The sequence below is a fragment of the Pseudomonas nitroreducens genome (genome assembly GCF_014204515.1).
Lineage (GTDB): Bacteria > Pseudomonadota > Gammaproteobacteria > Pseudomonadales > Pseudomonadaceae > Pseudomonas > Pseudomonas nitritireducens_A.
Window position 1 is genome coordinate 240232 of record NZ_JACHLI010000002.1, and the last position, 23439, is coordinate 263670.

18 protein-coding genes and 2 pseudogenes are annotated in these 23439 nt (G+C 66.5%); 6 read left to right on the forward strand and 14 right to left on the reverse strand.

The window, feature by feature from the left end:
- Positions 1 to 63 precede the first annotated feature (63 nt).
- On the reverse strand, positions 64 to 1371 hold the full coding sequence (locus HNP46_RS03880; protein ID WP_184586190.1) for an MFS transporter: 1308 nt from the start codon (positions 1369 to 1371) through the stop codon (positions 64 to 66).
- A 342-nt stretch (positions 1372 to 1713) separates the two neighbouring features.
- On the reverse strand, positions 1714 to 2511 hold the full coding sequence (locus tag HNP46_RS03885; protein ID WP_184586361.1) for an AraC family transcriptional regulator: 798 nt from the start codon (positions 2509 to 2511) through the stop codon (positions 1714 to 1716).
- A gap of 508 nt (positions 2512 to 3019) precedes the next feature.
- On the opposite strand from HNP46_RS03885, the pseudogene HNP46_RS03890 reads away from it, so the two are divergent.
- The 4 genes and pseudogenes from HNP46_RS03890 to HNP46_RS03905 all read left to right on the forward strand — a co-directional run bounded on the left by HNP46_RS03890 (position 3020) and on the right by HNP46_RS03905 (position 5928).
- Positions 3020 to 3856 (forward strand): annotated as a pseudogene (locus HNP46_RS03890) (outer membrane protein OmpK).
- Positions 3857 to 4047: 191 nt separating this feature from the next.
- Positions 4048 to 4506, forward strand: a complete 459-nt coding sequence (locus tag HNP46_RS03895; protein WP_184586191.1) for a hypothetical protein — start codon at positions 4048 to 4050, stop codon at positions 4504 to 4506.
- Between the two features lie 163 nt (positions 4507 to 4669).
- On the forward strand, positions 4670 to 5341 hold the full coding sequence (locus HNP46_RS03900; protein ID WP_184586192.1) for a TetR/AcrR family transcriptional regulator: 672 nt from the start codon (positions 4670 to 4672) through the stop codon (positions 5339 to 5341).
- Positions 5338 to 5928, forward strand: a complete 591-nt coding sequence (locus HNP46_RS03905) for an IMPACT family protein (protein WP_184586193.1) — start codon at positions 5338 to 5340, stop codon at positions 5926 to 5928. The genes HNP46_RS03900 and HNP46_RS03905 overlap by 4 nt, the downstream gene beginning before the upstream one ends.
- Before the next feature lie 471 nt (positions 5929 to 6399).
- On the opposite strand, the gene HNP46_RS36135 is transcribed toward HNP46_RS03905, so the two are convergent.
- The 5 genes and pseudogenes from HNP46_RS36135 to xdhA all read right to left on the reverse strand — a co-directional run bounded on the left by HNP46_RS36135 (position 6400) and on the right by xdhA (position 13262).
- Positions 6400 to 7137, reverse strand: a complete 738-nt coding sequence (locus tag HNP46_RS36135; protein ID WP_409372397.1) for a methyl-accepting chemotaxis protein — start codon at positions 7135 to 7137, stop codon at positions 6400 to 6402.
- A gap of 129 nt (positions 7138 to 7266) precedes the next feature.
- A pseudogene (locus HNP46_RS36140) lies at positions 7267 to 8328 on the reverse strand (HAMP domain-containing protein); the annotation flags it as partial.
- 107 nt (positions 8329 to 8435) lie between these two features.
- On the reverse strand, positions 8436 to 9296 hold the full coding sequence (gene xdhC / locus HNP46_RS03915; protein ID WP_184586195.1) for a xanthine dehydrogenase accessory protein XdhC: 861 nt from the start codon (positions 9294 to 9296) through the stop codon (positions 8436 to 8438).
- Positions 9293 to 11845: a xanthine dehydrogenase molybdopterin binding subunit gene (gene xdhB, locus HNP46_RS03920; protein ID WP_184586196.1), complete on the reverse strand. Its 2553-nt coding sequence runs from the start codon at positions 11843 to 11845 to the stop codon at positions 9293 to 9295. The genes xdhC and xdhB overlap by 4 nt, the downstream gene beginning before the upstream one ends.
- Positions 11838 to 13262, reverse strand: coding sequence for a xanthine dehydrogenase small subunit (gene xdhA / locus HNP46_RS03925; RefSeq protein ID WP_184586197.1), 1425 nt, complete (start codon positions 13260 to 13262; stop codon positions 11838 to 11840). Before xdhA ends, xdhB begins: the two co-directional genes overlap by 8 nt.
- Positions 13263 to 13730: 468 nt before the next feature.
- Here xdhA and ahpC point away from each other — a divergent pair, with 468 nt between their 5' ends.
- On the forward strand, positions 13731 to 14294 hold the full coding sequence (ahpC, locus tag HNP46_RS03930) for an alkyl hydroperoxide reductase subunit C (protein WP_184586198.1): 564 nt from the start codon (positions 13731 to 13733) through the stop codon (positions 14292 to 14294).
- A 195-nt stretch (positions 14295 to 14489) separates the two neighbouring features.
- On the forward strand, positions 14490 to 16055 hold the full coding sequence (ahpF, locus tag HNP46_RS03935; RefSeq protein WP_184586199.1) for an alkyl hydroperoxide reductase subunit F: 1566 nt from the start codon (positions 14490 to 14492) through the stop codon (positions 16053 to 16055).
- A 239-nt stretch (positions 16056 to 16294) separates the two neighbouring features.
- Here the strand turns inward: ahpF and cls are convergent, their stop codons facing one another.
- The 7 genes from cls to HNP46_RS03970 form a co-directional block, all read right to left on the reverse strand.
- Positions 16295 to 17728: a cardiolipin synthase gene (gene cls, locus HNP46_RS03940; protein ID WP_184586200.1), complete on the reverse strand. Its 1434-nt coding sequence runs from the start codon at positions 17726 to 17728 to the stop codon at positions 16295 to 16297.
- Positions 17729 to 17770: 42 nt separating this feature from the next.
- Complete coding sequence (locus HNP46_RS03945) at positions 17771 to 19168, reverse strand: amidase (RefSeq protein WP_184586201.1); 1398 nt, start codon at positions 19166 to 19168, stop codon at positions 17771 to 17773.
- 94 nt (positions 19169 to 19262) lie between these two features.
- Complete coding sequence (locus HNP46_RS03950) at positions 19263 to 19844, reverse strand: alpha/beta hydrolase (protein WP_184586202.1); 582 nt, start codon at positions 19842 to 19844, stop codon at positions 19263 to 19265.
- 119 nt (positions 19845 to 19963) lie between these two features.
- Positions 19964 to 20617 carry a gamma-glutamylcyclotransferase gene (locus HNP46_RS03955; RefSeq protein ID WP_184586203.1) on the reverse strand — a complete coding sequence of 218 codons (654 nt, stop codon included), beginning with the start codon at positions 20615 to 20617 and terminating at the stop codon, positions 19964 to 19966.
- Positions 20618 to 21291: 674 nt separating this feature from the next.
- Positions 21292 to 21693, reverse strand: coding sequence for an ExbD/TolR family protein (locus HNP46_RS03960; protein ID WP_081518837.1), 402 nt, complete (start codon positions 21691 to 21693; stop codon positions 21292 to 21294).
- Position 21694: 1 nt separating this feature from the next.
- Positions 21695 to 22411 (reverse strand): MotA/TolQ/ExbB proton channel family protein, encoded by a 717-nt coding sequence (locus HNP46_RS03965; protein WP_184586204.1) that lies wholly within the window; start codon positions 22409 to 22411, stop codon positions 21695 to 21697.
- A 49-nt stretch (positions 22412 to 22460) separates the two neighbouring features.
- Positions 22461 to 23267, reverse strand: coding sequence for an energy transducer TonB (locus HNP46_RS03970; RefSeq protein ID WP_184586205.1), 807 nt, complete (start codon positions 23265 to 23267; stop codon positions 22461 to 22463).
- Positions 23268 to 23439: the final 172 nt, after the last annotated feature.

Consider the following 23439-nt stretch of genomic DNA (forward strand, 5'->3'; position numbering starts at 1 on the left):
TGCCGGGCCTTGTGGATAAAAAACCCCGAAGAGTGTGCGCCGGGGCCTGGGCAAGAAGCCCAATCAGTCGGTGGTGATCTTCGAGTGCTTCTGGGTGTCCTTCATGGTCACGTAGACCAGCAGCGAGCAGGCGATGCACGCGGTGACGTACCAGTAGAAGCCGCTCTCCATGCCGATGCTCTTGAACCACAGGGCCACGTACTCGGCGGTGCCGCCGAAGATGGAGACGGTCAGTGCGTACGGCAGGCCCACGCCCAGGGCGCGGATCTCGGTGGGGAACAGCTCGGCCTTCACCACGGCGTTGATCGAGGTGTAGCCGCTGACGATGACCAGCGCGGCCATGATCAGGAAGAACGCGCCCCACCAGGTGTCGATGGTGTGCAGGGTGCTGAGGATCGGGTAGGTGAAGACGGTGCCCAGCACGCCGAAGGCGATCAGGATCGGGCGACGGCCGATCTTGTCCGACAGCGCGCCGACGATCGGCTGCAGCAGCATGAACAGGAACAGGGTGGCCGCCGAGATCATGGTGGAGTCGGTCTTGCTCATCCCCACCGTGTTCACCAGGTATTTCTGCATGTAGGTGGTGTAGGTGTAGAAGGCCAGGGTGCCGCCCATGGTCAGGCCGACCACGGTGAGGACTTCCTTCGGATGGCGCATCAGCGAGCGCATCAGGCTTTCCTTGGGCTCTTCCTTCTTGGAGCTGAAGGACTCGGTCTCTTCCATGTTGCGACGCAGGTACATGGCAACGACCGCGCACAGCGCACCGATGAAGAACGGCACACGCCAGCCCCAGCTTTCCAGCTGCTCGACGGTCAGGGTCTGCTGCAGGACGATCAGCACCGCCAGGGCGATGAGCTGGCCGGAGATCAGGGTCACGTACTGGAAGCTGGAGAAGAAGCCGCGCTGCTCCTTGTTGGCCATCTCGCTCAGGTAGGTCGCGGAGGTGCCGTATTCGCCGCCCACCGACAGGCCCTGCAGCAGGCGCGCGAGCACCAGCAGGATCGGCGCGCCGACGCCAATGGTTTCATAGCTGGGGGTCAGGGCGATGATCAGCGAGCCGAAGCACATCAGCAGCACGGAGGCCAGCAGCGCCGCCTTGCGGCCCTTGCGGTCGGCGTAGATGCCCATCAGCCAGCCGCCGATCGGACGCATGAGGAAGCCCACGGCGAAGATCGCGGCGGTGTTCAGCAGCTGGGCGGTCATGTCGCCCTGGGGGAAGAACGCCTTGGCGAAGTACAGCGAGAAGGCGGCGTAGACGTACCAGTCGTACCACTCGACCAGGTTGCCGACCGAGCCACTGAAGATCGACTTGATGCGCTGGGAAGTCGTGCGGGGTGCGGCAGAAGCGGAGACGGCGCTTGCGCTATCCATGGGTATTCCTCTTTGTCGTTGTTGTCGTCAGGCGTGCGGACTGCTCGTAACGTCACGCCGGCGCGCCGCGAGGGCGGTGCAGTGTGGAGGGCGATAGCAGGCAGCGTGCCAAGGCGCGAAAGCCGCGTGGCAGAGGGGTTTGAGCGATTTTCAGGGGGACCTTGGCCGGCGAATGGGCGCCGATTGCTGGGGATGGTGAGCGGAAATCCGCCGATGTTGCACGGGTGGGGCGGTACGGCCCGATGTCGGATCAAGCCGATCGCGGACGGAGTCCGCTTCTACCCGGAACCCATCCCCGCGTAGGAGCGGACTGCGTCCGCGATTGCTTTCCGCCGGCACGGCCTATCGCTGGCGGAACAGATCCCCCGGCGTAAAGCCGAACAACCCCTTGAACGACGCGATATACGCCGAGGTGGAGTCATACCCGCAATCCAGCGCCGCCGCCGTCACGCTGTCGCCGGCCTCCAGCGAGCCGAGGGAGGCGAGCAATCGCTGGCGCTGGCGCCACAGGCGGAAGGTCATCCCGGTCTCGCGCTGGAACAGCCGCGACAAGGTCTTCTCCGAAGTGCCGATGCGCTGCGCCCAGTCGCCCAGGGTGTGGCTGTCGGTGGGATGGTCGATCAGCGTCTGGCATAGCTGCAGCAATCGCCCTTCCTGCGGCATCGGCAGGGAAAAGGCCACTTCCGGCAGGTCGCGCAGTTGGTCCAGCAACACTTCCACCAGCCGCGATTCGGCGCTGTCGCCCTGGGGATAATCCACCGGCAGTTCGCAGAAGCTCTTGATCAGCTCGCGTGCCAGCGGCGTCACCTCCAGCACCCGGCAGCGATCCGGCGCCCACCGGCAGGCGTCGTCGCGGATATACAGGCTGCGCATCTCCGCCTGGGTCGAGGTCACCACTTCATGGTCGAGAAAGGCCGGAATCCAGATCGCCCGCTGCGGCGGGGCGAAGAAACTGCCTTCAGCCGTATGCACGCCGAGCACGCCGGTGATGGCGTAGGACAGTTGCACCCAGGCGTGATGGTGCCGACTGGTCCAGGAGCCGGCGCGCAGGCGTTCGGCGCGGGCATAGACCGGCCGCGGCAGGCGTTCGAGCAGCGGGATCAGGCGTTGCAGTTCGGGGGCTTGTCCTTTCATCGGTATATCTTCGCGCAATGTCGCCGGCTGGCAAAGCACGGGGGCCCGGCACGAGGCCCGCAAAGGTCAACCGCCCGGCGGCCCGAGGCACTCTGGCAGGTGTGGCGAGCGCCCTTGTCTGGCATTATCCGCGCCCGGAAAACGCAGGGTGTTTCCCCAGAGGTATTGGGTAGATTTCCTACAGGGAAGTTGTATACATAATTTGTATTGATTCGATTCAAAACAGATTTGTCATGTATCCAATCTTCCGGTGGGTGATCCCCATTGCCGTGCTGTCGCCGAGCGGATTGCCCCAGGATCAGGCGAAGTTGTCCTGTGGGTCAGGAAATGGCCCGGCCCTTGCCCCCTGCGTTTGACCTGCCAAAGGATGAGTCCCCAGGGATTCGAGATAAAAGTGGAACATCGGCTGGGAATTGGCGCCAATCTTGCTTTTCCTCGCCTGGCCCTGACCGACCGGACAGGTTCCGCTGACAATTAAAAAACGCAACACGACTGCACTGATTAGGAGCAACGCATGACTCGCACTCTCGCATCCCTGCTGCTCGCCGGCGGGCTGCTCGCGGCCGGCCAGGCCATGGCCGGCGGTGAAGACCTGAGCCCGGCACCGGCCGTCAACGACGGTCCGCTGATCTGGCACAACGAAAGCCTGACCTACCTGTGGGGCAAGAACTTCAAGGTCGATCCGCCGATCCAGCAGACCTTCACCTTCGAGAGTGCGAGCGCCTAGACCTGGGGTGACATCTGGTTCTTCGTCGACCAGATCAACTACAACGGCAAGGAAAGCGCCAACAACGGCAAGAACACCTACTACGGCGAGTTCAGCCCGCGCCTGTCGTTCGGCAAGATCACCGGCACCGACCTGTCCTTCGGCCCGGTCAAGGACGTCCTGCTGGCCAGCACCTACGAGTTCGGCGAAGGCGATGTCGAGTCCTACCTGCTCGGCCCGGGCTTCGACCTGGCGCTGCCGGGCTTCGATTACTTCCAGCTGAACTTCTACTACCGCAAGCCCGACGGCAACCGCGTGCCGTCCGGCGCCTGGCAGATCACCCCGGCCTGGGCCATCACCTTCCCGGTGGGCAACTCCGACATCCTGTTCGACGGCTTCATGGACTGGGTCGTCAACAACAAGGACGCCAGCTCCGGTCGCCGCAACCAGGCGGACTACCACGCCAACCTGCACTTCAACCCGCAGCTCAAGTACGACCTGGGCAAGTCCCTGGGCTACGAGGCCAAGCACCTGTACGTGGGTATCGAGTACGACTACTGGTCCGACAAGTACGGCATCAAGGATTCGCAGTACTTCACCACCGACCAGAACACCGTCAGCGCGCTGGTCAAGTACCACTTCTGATGTTCCCCACAACCCCGCCGCTCGGCGGGGTTGTTCTTTATGGAGTGGCCGCGGCCTGTACGGGCGCTGGCAGCAAATCCCGCAATAAATTCGGAAGTGTCTGATCAGTCATCCGGCTGTCGGCCAATTGGTTGGGATCCCCGTAAGCTCTAGCGTTGCATCTCTTTAGCTTCACCAAGGAGATGTGAGCAATGAAAAAACTGTTAGTCGCGGCCATCGCCGCGAGCCTGTGCGCTCCCGTAATGGCGGCTCCGCAAGCGTCCAGGCATTCGCAGCAAGAAGAACATGTTCAGTCCGGCGGCAATGGCAGGGTCAAGCCGCTGGAGCAGTTTGACGCCACCCACCAGGGCGGCTTCTACCAGGGCACTGTGATTCGCCCGGTTCCCCAGGCCGCGGTCGCTGAAACGGGCGCCGGCCATGCCGGTGCGGCGGCAGCTGGTGCCGCTGGTACTGCGGGTGCCGCTACTGCTACTGGCACTGCGGCGTCCGTATCGGGCACAGGGCTGGGTCTGTCCACTCCGTTGGTGGGTTCCCTCACCGTCGGCGCGGCCGTTGGTATTGGTGCGGCTGTTGTCGCTGCCGGTGCTGCGATCGGCAACAGCGGCGGCGGCGGTCACCACAACACCGCAGGTACGGTCGCAGCCAAGTGACCTGGCAGCCCCCGGCGTTCTGCCGGGGGCTCCGCCGGGGAGGGGCTCGTCATGTCGATGGCGGCGCATCGTTTTCTGCGACTTTTCCTTCCTTCTGCTTGAATCCCCTCATGCGCCTGGGTTATCCATGCAGCGCCTCCCGCTCAATGCACGGACATCCCGCATGACCCTCCAGGTACCCGCCCATACCGCCGCCCAAGGTGAAAAGCCCGCCGGCCGCATCCGCCAGAAGAACGAGGAAGCCATCCTCGCCGCCGCCGAGGAGGAGTTCGCCCGCCACGGCTTCAAGGGCACCAGCATGAACACCATTGCCCAGCGCGTCGGCCTGCCCAAGGCCAACCTGCACTACTACTTCAGCAACAAGCTGGGGCTGTACGTGGCGGTGCTGAGCAACATCCTCGAGCTGTGGGACAGCACCTTCAACCACCTCACCGTGGACGACGACCCGGCGCTTGCGCTGGCCACCTATATCCGCGCCAAGATGGAGTTCTCCCGCCGCTTCCCGCAGGCCTCGCGGGTGTTCGCCATGGAAATCATCAGCGGCGGTGAATGCCTTTCCGAGCACTTCAGCCAGGACTACCGCACCTGGTTCGCCGGCCGCGCTGCCGTGTTCCAGGGCTGGGTCGATGCCGGCAAGATGGACGCCGTCGATCCGGTGAACCTGATCTTCCTGATCTGGAGCAGCACTCAGCACTACGCCGACTTCGCCACCCAGATCGGCTTCGTCACCGGCCGCAAGCGCCTGTCCAAACAGGACTTCAGCGCTGCCAGCGACAACCTCATCCGCATCATCCTCAAGGGTTGCGGGCTGACGCCGCCGCCAGCCGCCGAATGAGTTTCACCCTCGCCACTGCCGCCCGTTACGAGGAAGACATCCGCAAGAGCCGCTTCCACTGCGTCGCCGCGCCGATTGCCAGCGAGGCCGAGGCCATGGCCTTCCTCGCCGCGCACCGCGACGCCAGCGCCGGGCACAATTGCTGGGCGTGGAAGCTGGGCAACCAGTACCGCTTCAGCGACGACGGCGAGCCCGGCGGAACTGCTGGTCGGCCGATGCTGGTGGCCATCGAGGGGCAGGACATGGACCGCGTGGTGGTCATGGTCAGCCGCTGGTTCGGTGGCATCAAGCTCGGTACCGGCGGCCTGGCCCGCGCCTACGGCGGCTGCGCGGCGAAATGCCTGCAGGACGCCGAACGCATCGAGCTGGTCCCCAGCAGCCGCCTGGCTTTTGCCTGCAGCTTCGCCGAGCACGCGCTGTTCAAGGCCAGGGTGCTGGCGCTGGGTGCCAGCGTCGAAGACGAAGCCTTTGGTGCCGAAGGCGTGCGCCTGACGGTGAACCTGCCGACCGCCCAGGTCGACCCCCTGCAGAAACTCCTCAACGACCTCAGTCGTGGTCGTGTCCAGGCGCAGTTGCTCGACGCCTGAAGGTTCTCCCCAAACGCCGTGGAACCGCCTGTGGATAACCTGTGGCAGGAACTCCCCTGCCCAGGTGCTTCGCAGCCTGCAGTAGCTCGATCGTTTTTTGATCAATTCCGTCAAGGGCTGTTGAGCAAAATATGAACAAGCTGTGGAAAAGGTGTGGGTGAAAATCGCCTGAAACTCGTTTCAGCGCCACTTCTGACCATTCGGTAGATTATTCATTGGGCTGATGCAGGGCTTGCAGGGCCTGGGCTCGCGCTTTTCGCTCGGCTGACGCATGGCGCCCCGGCAGCTGGGGGCAAGTCTCTGGACAATCTGTGGGCAACTTGTGGGAAACCTGTCTCGCCGGCGAAACACTTCGGGCGCTGATCGGCCGGCATCACCCGCCTGCTACAGCGAAAGGCCTGCCGCTTCGCTTGAAAAGGCTGTGGGTAACTCTGGGGAAAAGGCGCCGGCGCAAGGCCGGCGCCGGGGCCTTCAAAGGCGGAACTGCGCCATCTGCCGCGCCAGGTCATCGGTGAGGGTGCGCAGTTGCCGGCACTGCTCGCGGCCGTGCTGCACTTCGCGGGTGGTGGCGTGGGCCAGGTCGGCGATGCCCTGCACGTTGCGGTTGATCTCCTCGGTCACCGCCGACTGCTCCTCGGTGGCCGTGGCGACCTGGTGGTTGATGTCGCTGATGCGCTCCACCTGATCGGCGATGGCGCCCAGCGAGGCGCCGGCCTGTTCGCTGGCGGCCAGGCTCTGTCCGGTGGTCTGCTGGCTGGAGTGCATCGAGCGCACCGCCGTCTCGGCGCCGTCCTTGAGGCGCTGGATGATGGTGAGAATCTCGTCGGTGGAGCCCTGGGTGCGGCTGGCCAGGGTGCGCACCTCGTCCGCCACCACGGCGAAGCCACGGCCCAGCTCGCCCGCGCGGGCCGCCTCGATGGCGGCGTTGAGCGCGAGCAGGTTGGTCTGCTCGGAGACGCCGCGGATCACCGCCAGCACCTGGTCGATGCTCGCCACCTGGCCGGCCAGTTCGCCCACGGCGCTGGCCGCTTCACCGATCTCGCCGGACATGCGCTCGCCCACCTGCAGCGAGCCGCCGACCACGCGGCGTGCTTCGCCGGCTTCCTCACGGGCCTGCTGCGAGGCGCTGGCGGCCTGCTCGGCGTTGCGCGCGATCTCCTGCACCGTGCTGCCCATCTCGTTGACCGCGGTGGCGACCATGTCGGTCATTTCCTGCTGGCGGCCGGCACGGTCGGCGGTGTTGTCCACCACCTGCGCCACTTCGCCGACGGTGCGCAGCAGTTGCTGGCTGGTACCCAGCACCGCGCCGATCAGCGCGCGCTGGCCTTCGAGGAAGCGGTTGAAGCCACGGGCGAGGTCGCCCAGTTCGTCCGCGCGGCTGTCGTCCAGACGGCGGGTGAGGTCGCCGCCGCCCGCGCCGATCTCCAGCAACGCGCTGGTGACCTGGCGAATCGGCCTGGCCAGGCTGCGTGCCATCAGCACCACCAGCGCCAGGCAGAGCAGCGCAACCACGGCGCCAGCCAGGCCGGAGAAGGCCAGCGCCTCGCGGGCGTCGGCGTAGATTTCCGCCTCCGGCACTTCGCTCACCAGGGTCCAGCCCAGGTCATGCAGCGGCAGGCTGGCAGCCAGGTAGTCCTCGCCGTCGCGTTCGAAGCGGGCGCTGTGGAAGCCCTGCTGGCCGAGCAGCGCACTCGCGGCGCTGGCGCCGATCAGGTCGGCCAGACCGCTACCCTTGGGCAACGCGGTGTCGGGATGGATCTGCACCTGGCCGTCGTTCTTCACCAGGTACACGCGGCCGGACTGGCCGAAGCGGAAGTCGCGGATCAGCGTCGATAGCTCGCGCATCTCCAGCCCCAGCCCGGCGATGCCCAGCAGCTTGCCGTCACGCTCCACGCGCTGGTCGATGAACAGCGCCAGCTCGCCAGTGCTGCCATCGGTGTCGATGTTCCACATGCGCGGCTTGCCGCTGTCGATGAACTGGAAGTACCAGCTGTCCTTCGGCTCGCTGCGGCTCAGCGTGCGTTCCTTGCCCTTGTCGCTGTAGTAGGCGCCGCTGGCGTTGGAGGTGATCAGCGCCGAGAAGGCCTTCTGCGAGGCGCGGATGCCGCCCAGGTAGCGGGTGAATTCGGCCAGGCGCTCGGGGCTTTCGCCGGCGGCCAGCCAGTCCTGCACCAGGCTGTTGTCGGCGATGCCGGCCGCGGCGGTGATCGGCCCGGTGAGGCGTTTCTCGAAGTCGTTGGCAATCGCCTGGATGCTCGCCGGCAGCGCCTGTTCGAGCAGGTAGCGCTCGCTCAGGCGGTTGACCAGCACGGCGTAGAGGCCGAGGACGATGAGCAGGCTGATCAGCAGGGCGGCGCCCATGCTGAGGATGAGCTGGGTCTGGATACTTCGCAGGCGCATTTCTTGTTTTCCTCCGAACGCACAACGAAACGCCCGCCAGGCGGCGGGCGAAGAGACGGGGTCGTTGAGTGTATCGGCGCGGGTGGGGAAAACTGTTGTCCCACTGGTCAGGTTTTTGCGCTTTCCGCTTCGTTTCCGCAGGCCCCTTCGCTACACAGCGCTGCCCACTCCACGCCTTCGCGGGTCTGGCGCGCGGGCGCGTCCTGCTGATAGCGGGCAATCACCTGGGCGGCGACCGAGATCGCCACTTCCAGCGGGCGCTTGCCCGGCACTTCGGCTAGGCCGATGGGGCAGTGCATCTGCTCGATCACCTGCTGGGGATAACCGTGCTGCTCCAGGCGCATCTGGAAGCGCCGGGCCTTGGTGCGCGAGCCGATCATGCCGAGAAATCCCGCGTCGCCGCGCTTGAGCACGGCCTCGGCGATGGCGTAGTCCAGCGGGTGGTTGTGGGTCATGACCAGGAAGTAGCTGCCCGGCGGCGCCTCGTGCACGGCGTCTTCCGGATCCTCCAGCAGGCGCATGCGCACGCCCTCGGGAACGGACTGGGGGAACTCGGCCGCACGGCTGTCCACCCACTCCAGGCGCAGCGGCAGCCCCGCCAGCAGCGGCGCCAGGGCGCGACCCACATGGCCGGCGCCGAACAGCACGACCTGCGGGCCGCGCGCGGCAAAGCACTCGAACAGCAGGCTGGCGCGCCCGCCGCAGCATTGGCCCAGCCGCGCGCCGAGGGGGAAGTGCTCCAGCGCCTGGCTGTCCTTGCCGGCCAGCAGCAGCTGGCGCGCGTGCTCGATGGCGGCGAACTCCAGATGACCTCCGCCAATGGTGTCGAAGGTTTCCCCGGCGGTGACCAGCATCTTGCAGCCGGACTCGCGGGGCGTGGAGCCTTGCACGCCGATCACGGTGATCAGCACGTAGCCTTCGGCGCTGTCGCGCAGGCGGGCGATGGCGTCCATCCAGGTGCGGGTCATGCTTCAGGTTCCTGTTCGGGGGCCGGCGCGTTGGGGTACCCCCTCACCCCGGCCCTCTCCCGGAGGGAGAGGGAGCTGTTCGCAGCAGCGGTGGAGAGCGACATCTCTTCGGGTGCCGAAGTCGCCGGATGAGTCCGTGGGTTCGCTTCGCGCCGTTCAATCCCCTCTCCCTCTGGGAGAGGGCTAGGGTGAGGGTTCTCCAGCTCGGATTGGCGCATCGCCTCACAAGCCCAGAGTACCCGCTCCGGCGTCGCCGGCGTATCCAGATCGGGGCTCAGCCGATAATCCACCAGGCTGGCGATGGCGTCGCGCAGCGCCGACCACACCGAGATCGCCAGCATGAACGGCGGCTCGCCCACGGCCTTGGACAGGTACACGCTGTCCTCCTCGTTGGGGCGGTCGAACAGGGCCACGCGGAAGTCTTCCGGTGCATCGCTGACCGCCGGAATCTTGTAGGTCGCCGGTCCTACGGTGAGCAGCTTGCCGGTGTCGTCCCAGCGCAGCTCCTCGGTGGTCAGCCAGCCCATGCCCTGGATGAAGCCGCCCTCGATCTGGCCGATATCGATGGCCGGGTTCACGCTGCGGCCGACGTCGTGGAGGATGTCCACCCGCAGCACGCGGTATTCGCCGGTCAAAGTGTCGACCTCTACCTCGGACACCGCCGCGCCGTAAGCGAAGTAGAAGAACGGATGGCCCTGGCCCTTCTCGCGGTCGTAGAAGATCTTCGGCGTGCGGTAGAAGCCGGTGGCGGAGAGCTGGACGCGGGCGAAGTAGGCGGCCTGGATGACTGCGGTAAAGTCCAGGTGCTGCGCCCCGACGGTCACGCCGCCGTGCTCGAAACGTATCTCCTGGGGCTTCACTCCATCGCGCTCGGCGAGGAAGTCGATCAGGCGCTTCTTCAGCGTGCGGGCGGCATCGCGGGCGGCCATGCCGTTCAGGTCAGTGCCGCTGGAGGCAGCGGTGGGCGAGGTGTTGGGCACCTTGTCGGTGCGCGTCGCGGTGATCACCACACGCTCCAGCGGCACCTGGAATTCCTCGGCGACGATCTGCGCCACCTTGGTGTTCAGGCCCTGGCCCATCTCGGTGCCGCCATGGTTCAGCTGGATGCTGCCGTCGGTGTAGAGGTGGACCAGCGCGCCGGCCTGGTTGAGGTGCTGCGCGGTGAAGGAAATACCGAACTTCACGGGCGTCAGCGCCAGGCCCTTCTTCAGTACCGGGCTCCGCGCATTGAATTCATGGATTGCCGAGCGGCGCATCGCATAGTCGCTACTCAGTTCCAGCCGCGCGATCAGCTCGCCCAGCAGGTTGTGCTCGACCTTCTGGTGGTAGGGCGTCAGGTCGCGGCCCTGTCCACCGGCGAGCGTGCCGCCGTACAGGTTGAGCTTGCGCACCTCCAGCGGGTCCTTGCCGACCGCGCGGGCGATGTCGTCCATGGCGCGCTCGATGATCATCATCCCCTGCGGGCCGCCGAAGCCGCGGAAGGCGGTATGCGAGACGATATTGGTGAAGCTGCGGTAGCCGGAGATGGCGACGTCGGGGATGAAGTAGGCGTTGTCGGCATGGAACATCGCGCGGTCGACGATGGCGTCGGAAAGGTCCGGCGAGTGGCCGCAGTCGCCCACCACTTCCAGCTGCGCGGCGAGCAGCCGGCCGTCGTCGTCGAAGCCGATACGGTAGCGGTTGTGGAAGGGGTGGCGCTTGCCGGTCAGGCGCATGTCCTCGGCGCGTGGCAGGCGCAGTTTCACCGCGCGGCCGGTCTTGTGCGCGAGCAGCGCGGCGAGACAGGCGAAGGGCGCTGCCTGGGTTTCCTTGCCGCCGAAGCCGCCACCCATGCGCCGCACTTCCACGGTGACCCTGGCCAGCGGGATCGCCAGCACCTCGGCCACCAGCTTCTGCACTTCGCTGGGATGCTGGCTGGAGGTGTGCACCAGCATGCCGCCGTCATCCATGGGCAGGGCAAGGGAAGCCTGGCCTTCGAGGTAGAAGTGCTCCTGGCCGCCGATGAACTGGCAGGCCTCCAGCACCTGCGGAGCCGCTTCCAGCGCCGCCTGCGCATCGCCCCGGCGCATGTGGTGCGGCGGGCGCACGAAGCGTTCCTCGGCCTTGGCCTGCAGCGGGTCGATCAGTGGTTGTTCTTCGGCGTACTCGACCTTCGCCAGGCGCGCCGCGCGGCGGGCCTGGATCAACGACTCGGCGGCGACGGCGAACAGCGCCTGGCCGTGGTACTTCACCCGCTCGCCGGCCAGCAGCGGGTCGCCGGGGAACACCGGGCCGATATCGGTGTGGCCGGGCACGTCGTCCAGGGTCAGCACCGCCACGACGCCGGGGGCGCTGCGCACGGCGTCGAGGTCAAGGGAAAGCACGGCGCCGCAGGCGATTTCAGTCAGGCCGACGGCGGCGTGCAGCAGCTCGCGCGGCTCCTTCAGGTCGTCCACGTAGCGCGCCGCGCCACTTACGTGCAGCGCCGCGCTGTCGTGCTCGCGGGGCTTGCCGGCGCTGTGGACGGCGACCGCGACGCCGTTGCTGGCCAGCGGTGGCAGGCTACGCATGGCGCACCTCGGCAAGGCTTGGGGACCATTCCAGTAGTGCGCGCTGCAACAGGTTCTGCGCCACCTTCAGGCTATAGGCGGCGCTGGCGCGCAGGTCGTCGATGGGCTGGAAATCCTCTGGTATCGCGGCTTGGGCGACGGCCACGGCAGCCGCGTTGAACGGCCGGCCGCGCAGGGCCGCTTCGGTCTTCGCGCCGCACAACGGCGTGGCGGCCATGCCCCCGCAGGCCAGGCGCACGTCGATGACCGTGCCTGTTTCGTCGAGGTCCAGGCGCAGGGCCAGGCACACGGCGGAGATGTCGTCGTCGCGGCGCTTGGACACCTTGTCCACGCGGAACCGCTGGTGACTGCGCAGGCGTGGGATCAGCACGGCCTCGATGTATTCGCCAGGCTGCAGGAGCGTCTTGCGGTAACCGGTGAAGAAGCCGTCGATGGGGATTTCGCGCACGGCTCCCGCCCTGCGCAGGCGCAGCCGGGCATCCAGGGCCAGCAGCACCGGTGGCATGTCGCCGATGGGCGAGGCGTTGGCGATGTTGCCGCCCAGGCTGCCGCGCTGACGAATCTGCAGCGAGCCCAGGCGCTCCAGCAGGGCGGCGACGCCGGGGAATTCCTGCAGCGCCTGCAGGCAATCGGCGTAGGTCCGCGCGGCACCGATCAGCAGGTGCTCGGGGTGGACTTCCAGGCGATGCAATTCGCTCACCCGGTCCAGGTGGATCAGCGCCGGGAAGGCCTTGAGAGCCTGCGTGGCTTCCAGCGCCAGGTCGGTGCCGCCGGCGATCAACCGGGCCTGCGGATGGCTCTGCAGCAGGCTGTCCAGTTCGTCCAGCGAGCCAGGCAGCCAGGCCTGTGCCTCGCCCTCGCGCAGGCTGCCGGCGCCGGACATTTCCCGCAGACGGGCGGCGGTCAGGGCGGTGTTCTGCTCGCAGCGGTCGCGGCATGGCTGCCCGGCGATCTGCGTGGCGGCATCGAGGATCGGCCGGTAACCGGTGCAGCGGCAGAGGTTGCCGGACAGCGCAGTCAGTGCGGTCTCGCGATCATGCGGCGGCGGCGAGTGGTGCCAGGCGAACAGCGACATGACGATGCCCGGCGTGCAGAAGCCGCACTGCGAGCCGTGGCAGTCCACCATGGCCTGTTGCACCGGGTGCAGCGCACCGGGCTCGCCGAGGTGTTCCACGGTCAGCACCTGGCGCCCGTGCACCGCGCCCAGCAACGTGATGCAGGCGTTCACCGCCCTGTAGCGCAGCCCGTCAGCCTCCGGTTCGACGAGCACCACGGTGCAGGCGCCGCAGTCGCCCGAGGCGCAGCCCTCCTTGGTGCCGGTGCGTGCGCGGTGGATGCGCAGGTAGTCGAGCAGGCTGGTCTCCGGCACGAATCCTTCGGCCTGGACCGCTTCGTCACCGAGCAGGAACTGGATCATCGGGAGTCCTCGTCGTCATGCGTGCGGCCGCGCCGCGCCGCTTCGCGAAGGCTGTCCGTGGGCATCGAGAGCCGCGTGGCGCAGGCTCCCAGGCACAAGCATAGGCAGCGGAGCAGGCTTGACCAGTGGGGCAGGAAAGCGCCGGGCTCGACATTCTTCGAAGTGCCGTACGTCGAGACTGACGTTGTCCTCGCGGCGCTTTCGGGCGAAGGTGGCTTGGCCGCCGCGTCGGGGGCGGGCTGAAAGCCTCGGGCCAGAAGCCTGGCGGGGCGGATCGAGGCGTAGGACGTCGCGCTTCGTCTGATAGGAAACTTCTTCCTTTTATAGTTCTCTTGATAGAGAGACTCAATTTTCATGATGCCCTAAATCAATGGGCATTCCTTGTCATCAGGCGATAATCTTGCCCCTGTCGAATTTCAACCGATCGACCACTCGATTAAACGACAACTCTCTACGAGGAATTGCCTAATGAATCTGATCAACACCGCCGTTCAACCGTTCAAGGTCAACGCTTTCCACAATGGCAAGTTCATCGAAGTCACCGAGCAGTCCCTGAAGGGCAAGTGGTCCGTTCTGATCTTCATGCCGGCAGCCTTCACCTTCAACTGCCCGACCGAGATCGAAGACGCCGCCAACAACTACGCCGAGTTCCAGAAAGCCGGTACCGAGGTCTACATCGTGACCACCGATACCCACTTCTCCCACAAGGTGTGGCACGAAACTTCCCCGGCCGTTGGCAAAGCCCAGTTCCCGCTGATCGGCGACCCGACCCACCAGCTGACCAACGCCTTCGGCGTGCACATTCCGGAAGAAGGCCTGGCCCTGCGCGGCACCTTCGTGATCAACCCGGAAGGCATCATCAAGACCGTCGAAATCCACTCCAACGAGATTGCTCGTGACGTCGGCGAGACCCTGCGCAAGCTGAAAGCTGCCCAGTACACCGCCGCTCACCCGGGCGAAGTCTGCCCGGCCAAGTGGAAAGAAGGCGAGAAGACCCTGGCTCCGTCCCTGGACCTGGTCGGCAAGATCTAAGAACGCTCGGGGAGCGGTTGCGCGGCGGCTCCCGCCCCGCAACCACCGGGCGCCCGCCCACTGCGCTCCCCGAACCGTTTGCTATACCCCGAGGATGCCTACCGGCATCCTCCCTGCCAAAGCCAAAAGCGTGCGTAGGGTGGGCTGAACAGCTCGCCGGGGAACCCCTTTGCTCAAATTCCGAGGATTTGAATCATGTTGGACGCCACTCTCAAAACCCAGTTGAAGGCCTATCTGGAAAAGGTCCAGCAGCCGTTCGAAATCGTCGCGTCCCTCGATGACAGCGACAAATCCCGCGAGATGAGCGAGCTGCTGCACGAAATCGTCGGCCTGACCGACAAGATCACCCTGCGTGAAGATGGCAGCGATGCGCGCAAGCCGTCCTTCGCGCTGAACCGCCCGGGGGCGAACATCGGTCTGGCTTTCGCCGGCATCCCCATGGGCCACGAGTTCACCTCCCTGGTGCTGGCGCTGCTGCAGGTCGGCGGCCACCCGTCCAAGCTCGACGCCGAAGTGATCGAGCAGATCAAGGGCATCCAGGGTTCGTTCGAGTTCGAAACCTATTTCTCGCTGTCCTGCCAGAACTGCCCGGACGTGGTCCAGGCGCTGAACCTGATGGCTGTGCTCAACCCGAACATCCGCCACGTCGCCATCGACGGCGCGCTGTTCCAGGAAGAAGTCGAGCGTCGCCAGGTGATGGCGGTGCCGAGCATCTACCTCAACGGTGAAGTGTTCGGCCAGGGCCGCATGGGCGTGGAAGAAATCCTCGCCAAGATCGACACCGGCGCCGCGGCCCGCGAAGCCGAGAAGCTGTCGGCCAAGGAAGAATTCGATGTACTGGTCGTCGGCGGTGGCCCGGCCGGCGCTGCGGCGGCGATCTATGCCGCCCGTAAAGGCATCCGCACTGGCGTGGCAGCCGAGCGCTTCGGCGGCCAGGTGCTGGACACCATGGCCATCGAGAACTTCATCTCGGTGACCGAGACCGAAGGCCCGAAACTGGCTCGCCAGCTGGAAGAACACGTCAAGCACTACGACGTCGACATCATGAACCTGCAGCGCGCCAGCGCGCTGATTCCGGCGAAGACCGCCGGCGGCCTGCACGAAGTGCAGTTCGAGGGCGGCGGCAGCCTCAAGGCCAAGTCGCTGATCCTCGCCACCGGCGCCCGCTGGCGCGAAATGGGCGTGCCGGGCGAGAAGGAATACAAGGCCAAGGGTGTGTGCTTCTGCCCGCACTGCGACGGCCCGCTGTTCAAGGGCAAGCGCGTGGCGGTGATCGGCGGCGGTAACTCCGGCGTCGAAGCGGCCATCGACCTGGCCGGCATCGTCGCCCACGTGACCCTGCTGGAGTTCGACAGCAAGCTGCGCGCCGACGCCGTACTGCAACGCAAGCTGTTCAGCCTGCCGAACGTCGACGTGATCACCAGCGCGCTGACCAGCGAAGTGAAAGGCGATGGCCAGAAGGTCACCGGCCTGGTCTACAAGGACCGCAACTCGGAAGAGTTCAAGTCCGTCGAGCTGGAAGGCATCTTCGTGCAGATCGGCCTGCTGCCCAACAGCGACTGGCTCAAGGGCACCATCGAACTGACCTCGCGTGGCGAGATCATCGTCGACGCTCGCGGTGAAACCTCGCTGCCGGGCATCTTTGCCGCCGGTGACGTGACCACCGTTCCGTACAAGCAGATCGTGATCGCGGTCGGCGAAGGCGCCAAGGCGTCGCTCTCCGCCTTCGACCACCTGATCCGCTCCTCCGCGCCAGCCTGATGACCTCGCGCTAGAGAAAGAAACGCCCGGCTCACGAGAGTGAGTCGGGCGTTTTCTTTTGTGCAGGGAATCGTTCTGCGAAATCTGCGCTTGGCTTTCCCTCACCCCAACCCTCTCCCGTAGGGAGAGGGGGCAGATCGTGCCGGCTGACGCTGTGGTTTCATCCTGCACCATACGGTCCCCTCTCCCGCTTGCGGGAGAGGGTTAGGGTGAGGGGCTTTTGATCTGTAGAAGCGACCTCAGAGAATCGGCGACACCAGCCGCGCCACCCGCATCCCCAGCTGTTGCAGCCGGTGCACGCGTTTGCGGTCGTCCAGGGTCATCTCCACCGACTGGGCGAAGTCCTCCTCCAGCATGTTCTCCACGTCGCGGGCGAAACCTTCGTCGACGGTGATCACCATGACCTCGAAGTTCAGCCGGAAGGAACGGTTGTCCAGGTTGGCGCTGCCCACGGCGGCGCTGTCGTGGTCGATCAGCACCACCTTCTGGTGCAGGAAGCCCGGCTGGTAGCGGAATACCCGGATGCCGGCGCGCACGGCTTCCAGCGCGTAGAGGCTGGAGGCGGCATACACCGTCTTGTGGTCCGGCCGTGCGGGCAGCAGGATGCGCACGTCCACCCCGCGCAATACGGCCAGGCGCAGGGCGGCGAACACCGCCTCGTCGGGGACGAAGTACGGCGTGGTGATCCACACCCGCTCCAGCGCCGCGTTGATCGACTCGACGAAGAACAGCGAGCAGGTTTCCTGGGTGTCCGCCGGGCCGCTGGGGACCACCTGGCAGAGCATCCCGGCGTCGTCGTAGCCATCGGGCAGGATCAGCGTCGGCAGCGCGTGGGTAGCCCAGAACCAGTCCTCGGCGAAGCATTCCTGCAGGCACGCCACCGCCGGACCATGCAGCTCGATGTGGGTGTCGCGCCACGGCGCCAGCGGCGGCTTCTCGCCCAGGTATTCGACGCCGACGTTGTGCCCGCCGACGAAACCGCGCACGCCGTCCACCACCACGATCTTGCGGTGGTTGCGGAAGTTCACCTGGAAGCGGTTGATCATCCCGCTGCCGGTGCTGAAGGCGTGTACCTGCACACCGCCCTGGCGCAGCTTCTCCACGTAGCGGCGTGACAGCGAATGGCTGCCGATGCCGTCGTACAGCACGAACACGTCCACGCCGTTGGCCGCGCGCTCCAGCAGCAGCTGCGCCAGGCGCTGGCCGAGGGCGTCGTCGCGGATGATGAAGAACTGCACGAGGATCACTTGGCGCGCGCTGGATATGGCCTCGAACATGGCGTCGAACGATGCCTTGCCATTCACCAGCAGGCGCACCTTGTTGTTGGCCAGGGTCGGCATGCGCGCCAGCCCGACCATGGCCTTGAGCGACTTGTAGGCATGGTACTGGCGGGCAGCGAGGGCCTCTTCCACCCAGGGGCGCCAGTCCAGTTCGGCGGCGGCTACGTGCATTTCCTCGTTGGCCTGGCGGCGCGCGCCGATATAGGCGTCGAAGCGGCTGCGGCCGAACACCAGGTAGGGCACCAGGGTCAGCAGCGGCATGAACACCAGCGACGTCGCCCAGGCGATGGCGCCCTGGGCGGTGCGCACGCTGAGCACGGCGTGGACGGCGGCGATGATCCCCAGTATCTGGATGACCACCAGAAAGTGGGCGATGTAATGGGTGTAGAACATGGGCGCGCGATCGGTTCCTTGTGCTCGGCGGATGGTCTGAGCCTAGCTGGCTCCCGGCGGCTGCGGCCAGCGGCTGATGGGGCCGCGCCAGTGTTCGTAGGCTTTGCCCAGGCGCAGCACCTCGATGTCGGCAAAACGCGGGCCGACGATCTGCAGCCCGATGGGCATGCCGGCGCTGGTGAAGCCGCAGTTGATTGAGAGTGCCGGTTGCTCGGACATGTTCCACGGCACGGTGAAACCGATGTGCTCGAAGGGCAGCGCCGGGTCATTGGTGGGCGAGGCCCACTCGGCCGGGAAGCAGGCGACCTGGTTGGTCGGCGAGAGCAGGAAGTCGATCTCGTGGAACTGCTCGGCGGCGCGCCGGCGCATGTCGAAGGTGCGGTTGAAGCCGCGCACCGCGTCGGTGCCGCTGACTGCGGAGCCGCCTTCGGCCCATTGGAAGATGTACGGCAGCACCTTGGCCTGGCGCTCGCGCGGCAGGTTTTCCAGCTCGGCCCACAGACGGGCGCGCCAGAACTTGTCGAGGCCATCGAGCAGCTCGCGGTCGAGGATCGGCTGCACCTCCACCACTTCCGCTCCCGCCTCGGCGAAACGCCGGGCGACGGACTCGACGGCGGCGCGAACTTCCGCATCGGGTTGCAGGCCGCAGCCGGGGTCGAGTTGCAGGCCGATGCGCAGGCCCTGTACCTCCAGCGGCTCGATGTGCCAGTCCAGCTCCGCCGGCGGCAGGGCGGTGGCGTCGCGCCAGTCCGGGCGCGCGAGGTGCTTCATCATCAGCGCCGCGTCGTCCAGGGTGCGGGTCATCGGGCCGGCGCAGCGTCCGGTGTAGTACGGGTCGATGGGAATCCGTCCCAGGCTCGGCTTGAAGCCCACCAGGCCGCACCAGCCGGCCGGCAGGCGCACCGAGCCGCCGATGTCGGTGCCGATGTGCAGCGGTCCGTAGCCCGCCGCGGCCGCCGAGGCCGCGCCGGCGCTGGAGCCGCCGGGATTCATGCGCAGGTCCCAGGGGTTGCGCGCCAGTTCGTGGAAGCTGGAGAGCCCGGAGGAGAGCATGCCGAAGTCCGGCACCGTGGTCTTGCCCAGCAGGATCGCGCCGGCCTCGAACATCCGCGCGGCCGGCGGTGCGTCGTCGGTAGAAGGTTGCAGCAGGGTGGCGGCACTGCCCAGGGGGATCGGGTCGCCACGGGTGGCGATCAGCTCCTTGATGGTCACCGGCACGCCGTCCAGCTCGCCGCAGGGCGCACAGCGGATCCAGCGCGCCTCCGAGCGCCGCGCCTGCTCCATCGCCCGTTGCGGGTCGAAGGCATAGAGCGCACGCAGTTGCGGCTCCCAGCGGTCGATGTGGGTGATCAGGTGGTCGAGGTACTCGACGGGGGAGAGCTGGTGGGAGCGGTACAGCGCCAGCAGTTCGACGGCGGACAGTTCGTGCAGCGGTGGCATGGCAGTCTCCGGCGTGGGCTATGCCTCACCCTAGCCGAAACCGCGCCGCGAGGGGATAGGCGCGGTCGTCACACCGCGCGTTCTGCCTCGGGGGTCAGGCGCGCTGGCGCGATTGCTGGTCGATCAGGTACTGCAGGCGATACAGATGACGGTAGCCCGATTCCCAGGCGCCGTGGCCGGATTTCACGTTGATGTGCCCGGCCGACGGCAGGATCACCGTCTCCGCGCCCCAGGCGCGGCCGAGGATCAGTGCGCGTTGCGGGCTGCAGGCAGCGTCGTTGTCCGAACCCACCAGCACGGCGGGGAAGGGCAGGTTCTGCGCGGCGATGGGGGCGAAGTTGCGCAGGGCCGCGTGGCACGTCTCGCGCTCCACATCGGCCGGGGCGACCAGCAGGGCTCCGGCGACCTGGGCGAGGACGCGGCGGTCAGCGCGGGCCGCCCAGGAGGCGACGGTGACGCAGCCCAGGCTGTGGGCAATCAGCACCACGCGGCCGGGCTCGCGGCGGATTTCGCGGTCCAGCTCGGCGACCCAGTCGTTGTGCTGCGGGGTGATCCAGTCCTGCTGCTGCACCCGCGCGGCGTTCGGCAGGGCGCGCTGCCAGTGGCTCTGCCAGTGGGCGTCGTCGGAACCGTGCCAGCCCGGCACGATCAGGTAGCGGATGCGTTCGTTGCGCATGGGGCGGCCCTCTCGAATCGTCATGAGAAGGCATTCTAGGGAGGGTTTTAATATTCGTTAAGGAATAAGAAATTCTTTGCTTATGCGGTATTTCTATCTAACCAACGGCGATAAGTGCTTTATTCCTGCACCCGGCGCAACGGGCAGCAGCGCGCCAGGATGCCTTCCAGATTGAGGTCGGGCATGGCGCATTCGCGCAGGGCGCGAGCCGTCTGTTCGACGTAATCGCGGGTGGTGCCGAAGTGGCCCTGGGCGCTGTCGAGCACGTGCTGGACGATGTTGTCGGGCAGCGAACCGGCGTAGCTGGGCAGATGGCGCTCCAGCACGAAGCCCAGGGCGCGCACGCGGGTGCCGTCGTCGAGGCGGCAATTGAGCCATTCGGGACGGTAGGACGCGTAGGGCATCTCCCGTTCCCAGAGCGCGTAGAGGTTGGCGTCGAGGTTGTCGTCGGGCAGGCGGAAGGCGAAGCCCGAGCAGGAGCCGCCGCGATCCAGGCCAAGCACCAGGCCCGGCGCTTCCGGCGTGCCGCGGTGGGTGAGCGACCACAGGTAGAGGCCGCGGTGGTAGCCGTGCACTCTTGCGCGGCGCGCCTCGGCCACCGGGAACTCCGGGCGCCAGATCAGCGAGCCGTAGGCGAACAGCCACACCGGACCGGCGCCGTGTTCGCTCATGGTGATGTCGAGCGAGGCGCGCAGCTGTGCGGGTGTGAAGCGTTCCGGCACCCCCAGTGTCGGTGGATAGAACGGGCCTTCCGAAGCGGGAGACAATGTCATGCGGTACCCCTCAGGTCTCCATCTGTCATCAACTTAGTGGAAGACTGGCGGCCACGGAAGGGCCTGAAAGGCATAGGTTTATTGCCAGGGCGGGGCGGACGACGAACGGCGGTGCACCGCTACGCCAACTGGGCGTGGGAGCGGACTTCGTCCGCGATCGATTGCCGGCGGCTCGGAGCCGGTCGGTTGCACATCGCGGACGGAGTCCGCTCCTACGGGATCCATGACCATTGGCGCGGGATTGGCAACGGGTAGGGCGCGTAACGCGCCAGCGTTAGCCGCCGTGGGACCGATGGCGGATAACCCGTTCCGGGTTATGCGCCCACGGTTCTGGACGTAGGAGCGGACTTCGTCCGCGATCGATTGCCGGCGGCCCGGAGCTGGCCGTTGCACATCGCGGACGGAGTCCGCTCCTACGTGATCCACAACCATTGGCGCGGAATTGGCAGCGGGTAGGGCGCATAACGCGCCAGAGTTATCCGCCGTGGGGCCTGCGGCGGATAACCCGTTCCGGGTTATGCGCCCTACGCGGTCAACACCCATCGGCGCGAAGCGCGCAAATAAAAAAAGGCCGCTCACCCCTGCCTGAGTATTGGGAGAGCGGCCTTGAAGCTCGGTACGATGTGGAAGGTCCCTTTCTACACCCGCTCTGTTTCAGGTGTCTTACAGGTTCCTCAGCGCGCGGTGATCACCGCCAGCTTGGTAATCCCCGCCTTCTCGATGGAGGCCATGGCCTTGGCCACCTGGCCGTAGTTCACGGTCTCGTCGGCCTGCAGCTGCACGCGGACTTCGGCGTCCTTGGCCTTGGCCGCCGCCAGGTTGCTCTGCAGCAGCTCGGGCTGGATTTCGTCCTTGTTGATGAACCACTTGCCGGCGCCATCGATGCTCACCACCAGCGGGTCCTTCTGCTCCGGCGGAGCGACCGCCTCGGTCTTGGGCAGGTTGATCGGGATGGCGTTGGTCAGCAGCGGCGCGGTGACGATGAACACCACCAGCAGCACCAGCATCACGTCCACCAGCGGGGTGACGTTGATCTCGGAGAGAACCTCGTCGCTGTCCTGGGTCGAGAAGGCCATGTCAGCTCGCCTCCTTCACGCTGGCGCCAGCCGCCGGTTTGCGGGTGGCGGTGGGCAGGGCGACGACGCGGAAGGCACTCTTCTGCGCGAGGCTGTAGAAGTCGTGGGCGAAGTCGTCGAGGTCGGCCGCGGTGAGCTTCAGGCGACGGAGGAAGTAGTTGTAGACCAGCACCGCCGGCACGGCGACGGCGATGCCCACGCCGGTGGCGATCAGCGCGCTGCCGATAGGGCCGGCGACGGTTTCCAGGCTGGCGGAACCGGCCGCGCTGATGCCCTTGAGCGCTTCCATGATGCCCCACACGGTGCCGAACAGGCCGATGAAGGGCGAGGTGGAACCGATCGAGGCGAGCACCGCCAGGCCCGACTCCAGGGAGCGGCGCTCGCGCTGGATCTGCTGGCGCAGGGCGCGTTCGAGGCGGTCCTGGTGGTTGATCGACTGGGCGAGGTCCGGCTGGCCGTTGTCCTGGACCTGGATGGCAGCGAAGCCGGCCTGGGCCACGCGGGCACCGGCGCCGGGCTTGCCGGCGGCCTGGTCACCGGCGGATTCGAGACTGGTGGCGCTCCAGAACTGCTTCTGGAAGCGCTTGTCCTGGGACTTCTGGCGGGTGAACTGGACGCCTTTCACCAGGGCCAGGCCCCAGGTGACGACGGAGAAGCCGACCAGCAGCCAGATGACTGCGCCTTCGACGGTTTCCAGGGGGTTCAGGGGCAGACTCATGGGTGTTCTCCTTCCGCGGTTCTCGTGCGGCTGATCTGGGCAAAGGGAATCAATGCAATTTGAAATCGATGGGCACGCTGACCCAGCCTTCCTGGGCCACGTCGCCGCGTTTGGCGGGGACGAAGCTCCAGCGCTTCACCGCGCGCACCGCGGCATCGTCGAGGGCGTCGCGGCCGCTGCTCTTCTGCACCTGGATCTCGCTCGGGCTGCCGCTGGCGAGGACGTGCACGCGCAGCAACACGGTGCCTTCCCAGCCGCGGCGCTGGGCCAGGGGCGGGTATTCCGGCGCCGGGTTCTTCAGGTAACCGGCATTGGCCGAGGGCGGCGTCAGCGGGGCCGGAGCCGGTGCTGGCGGAGCCGGTTGCGGCGGCGGGGTTTCGGCCTTGGGCGGCGTAGGCTGCTCGACCGGCTTGGGCACGGGCTTGGGCTTGGCCACCGGTTTCGGCTTGGGTTTGGGAATCGGCTTGGGCGGCGGCGGTTTCACCGCGTTCTCGTCCACCACAGGGGGCGGCGGCTCCTGTACCACAGGCTCGGGGATCGGCTCGGGCGGCGGCGGTTCGACTACCGGCGGAGTCGGTGCGGTGAATTCGATGGTCATCGGCGGCACCTGCGGCGGCACCTCCGGCAGTTGCGGGGTGGGCTGCTGGCTCAGCCAGTAGATCACCGCGCCATGCAGCGTCAGGGCGAACAGACCGAGCAGGACGGCTTCGCGGCGGCTCAGCGCACGGGCTTTCGCCGGCACGTGGCGGCCCAGCTCCAGCGCGTGGCGCAGCGGGCGGCCGAGATCGACCAGGTCGCCGCCGGGCACGTGGCGCAGGAAGGCATCCGGCGCGAGGGCATGCTGGGGTTGAGCCATGAACGATCTCCTTGCAGGTCTGCGCGGCTCTAAGTCGCGCTTGGAACGGACCTGCATGATTGGCGGAGCGCCTTAGCTCTTGAAGTGATTGTTTATCCTGTTTAAATAACTTTCGGTGCTATGTGTTTTTGCCGAACCGCTGCAAGCCTCGTCGTTCGTGGCTTTGCGCGAA

Coding starts and splice junctions, on each gene's coding strand:
- HNP46_RS03880 (WP_184586190.1), bottom strand. CDS start 1,371: ATGGATAGCGCAAGCGCCGTCTCCGCTTCTGCCGCACCCCGCACGACT.
- HNP46_RS03895 (WP_184586191.1), top strand. CDS start 4,048: ATGAAAAAACTGTTAGTCGCGGCCATCGCCGCGAGCCTGTGCGCTCCC.
- HNP46_RS03900 (WP_184586192.1), top strand. CDS start 4,670: ATGACCCTCCAGGTACCCGCCCATACCGCCGCCCAAGGTGAAAAGCCC.
- HNP46_RS03905 (WP_184586193.1), top strand. CDS start 5,338: ATGAGTTTCACCCTCGCCACTGCCGCCCGTTACGAGGAAGACATCCGC.
- HNP46_RS36135 (WP_409372397.1), bottom strand. CDS start 7,137: ATGACCGACATGGTCGCCACCGCGGTCAACGAGATGGGCAGCACGGTG.
- xdhC (WP_184586195.1), bottom strand. CDS start 9,296: ATGACCCGCACCTGGATGGACGCCATCGCCCGCCTGCGCGACAGCGCC.
- xdhB (WP_184586196.1), bottom strand. CDS start 11,845: ATGCGTAGCCTGCCACCGCTGGCCAGCAACGGCGTCGCGGTCGCCGTC.
- xdhA (WP_184586197.1), bottom strand. CDS start 13,262: ATGATCCAGTTCCTGCTCGGTGACGAAGCGGTCCAGGCCGAAGGATTC.
- ahpC (WP_184586198.1), top strand. CDS start 13,731: ATGAATCTGATCAACACCGCCGTTCAACCGTTCAAGGTCAACGCTTTC.
- ahpF (WP_184586199.1), top strand. CDS start 14,490: ATGTTGGACGCCACTCTCAAAACCCAGTTGAAGGCCTATCTGGAAAAG.
- cls (WP_184586200.1), bottom strand. CDS start 17,728: ATGTTCTACACCCATTACATCGCCCACTTTCTGGTGGTCATCCAGATA.
- HNP46_RS03945 (WP_184586201.1), bottom strand. CDS start 19,168: ATGCCACCGCTGCACGAACTGTCCGCCGTCGAACTGCTGGCGCTGTAC.
- HNP46_RS03950 (WP_184586202.1), bottom strand. CDS start 19,844: ATGCGCAACGAACGCATCCGCTACCTGATCGTGCCGGGCTGGCACGGT.
- HNP46_RS03955 (WP_184586203.1), bottom strand. CDS start 20,617: ATGACATTGTCTCCCGCTTCGGAAGGCCCGTTCTATCCACCGACACTG.
- HNP46_RS03960 (WP_081518837.1), bottom strand. CDS start 21,693: ATGGCCTTCTCGACCCAGGACAGCGACGAGGTTCTCTCCGAGATCAAC.
- HNP46_RS03965 (WP_184586204.1), bottom strand. CDS start 22,411: ATGAGTCTGCCCCTGAACCCCCTGGAAACCGTCGAAGGCGCAGTCATC.
- HNP46_RS03970 (WP_184586205.1), bottom strand. CDS start 23,267: ATGGCTCAACCCCAGCATGCCCTCGCGCCGGATGCCTTCCTGCGCCAC.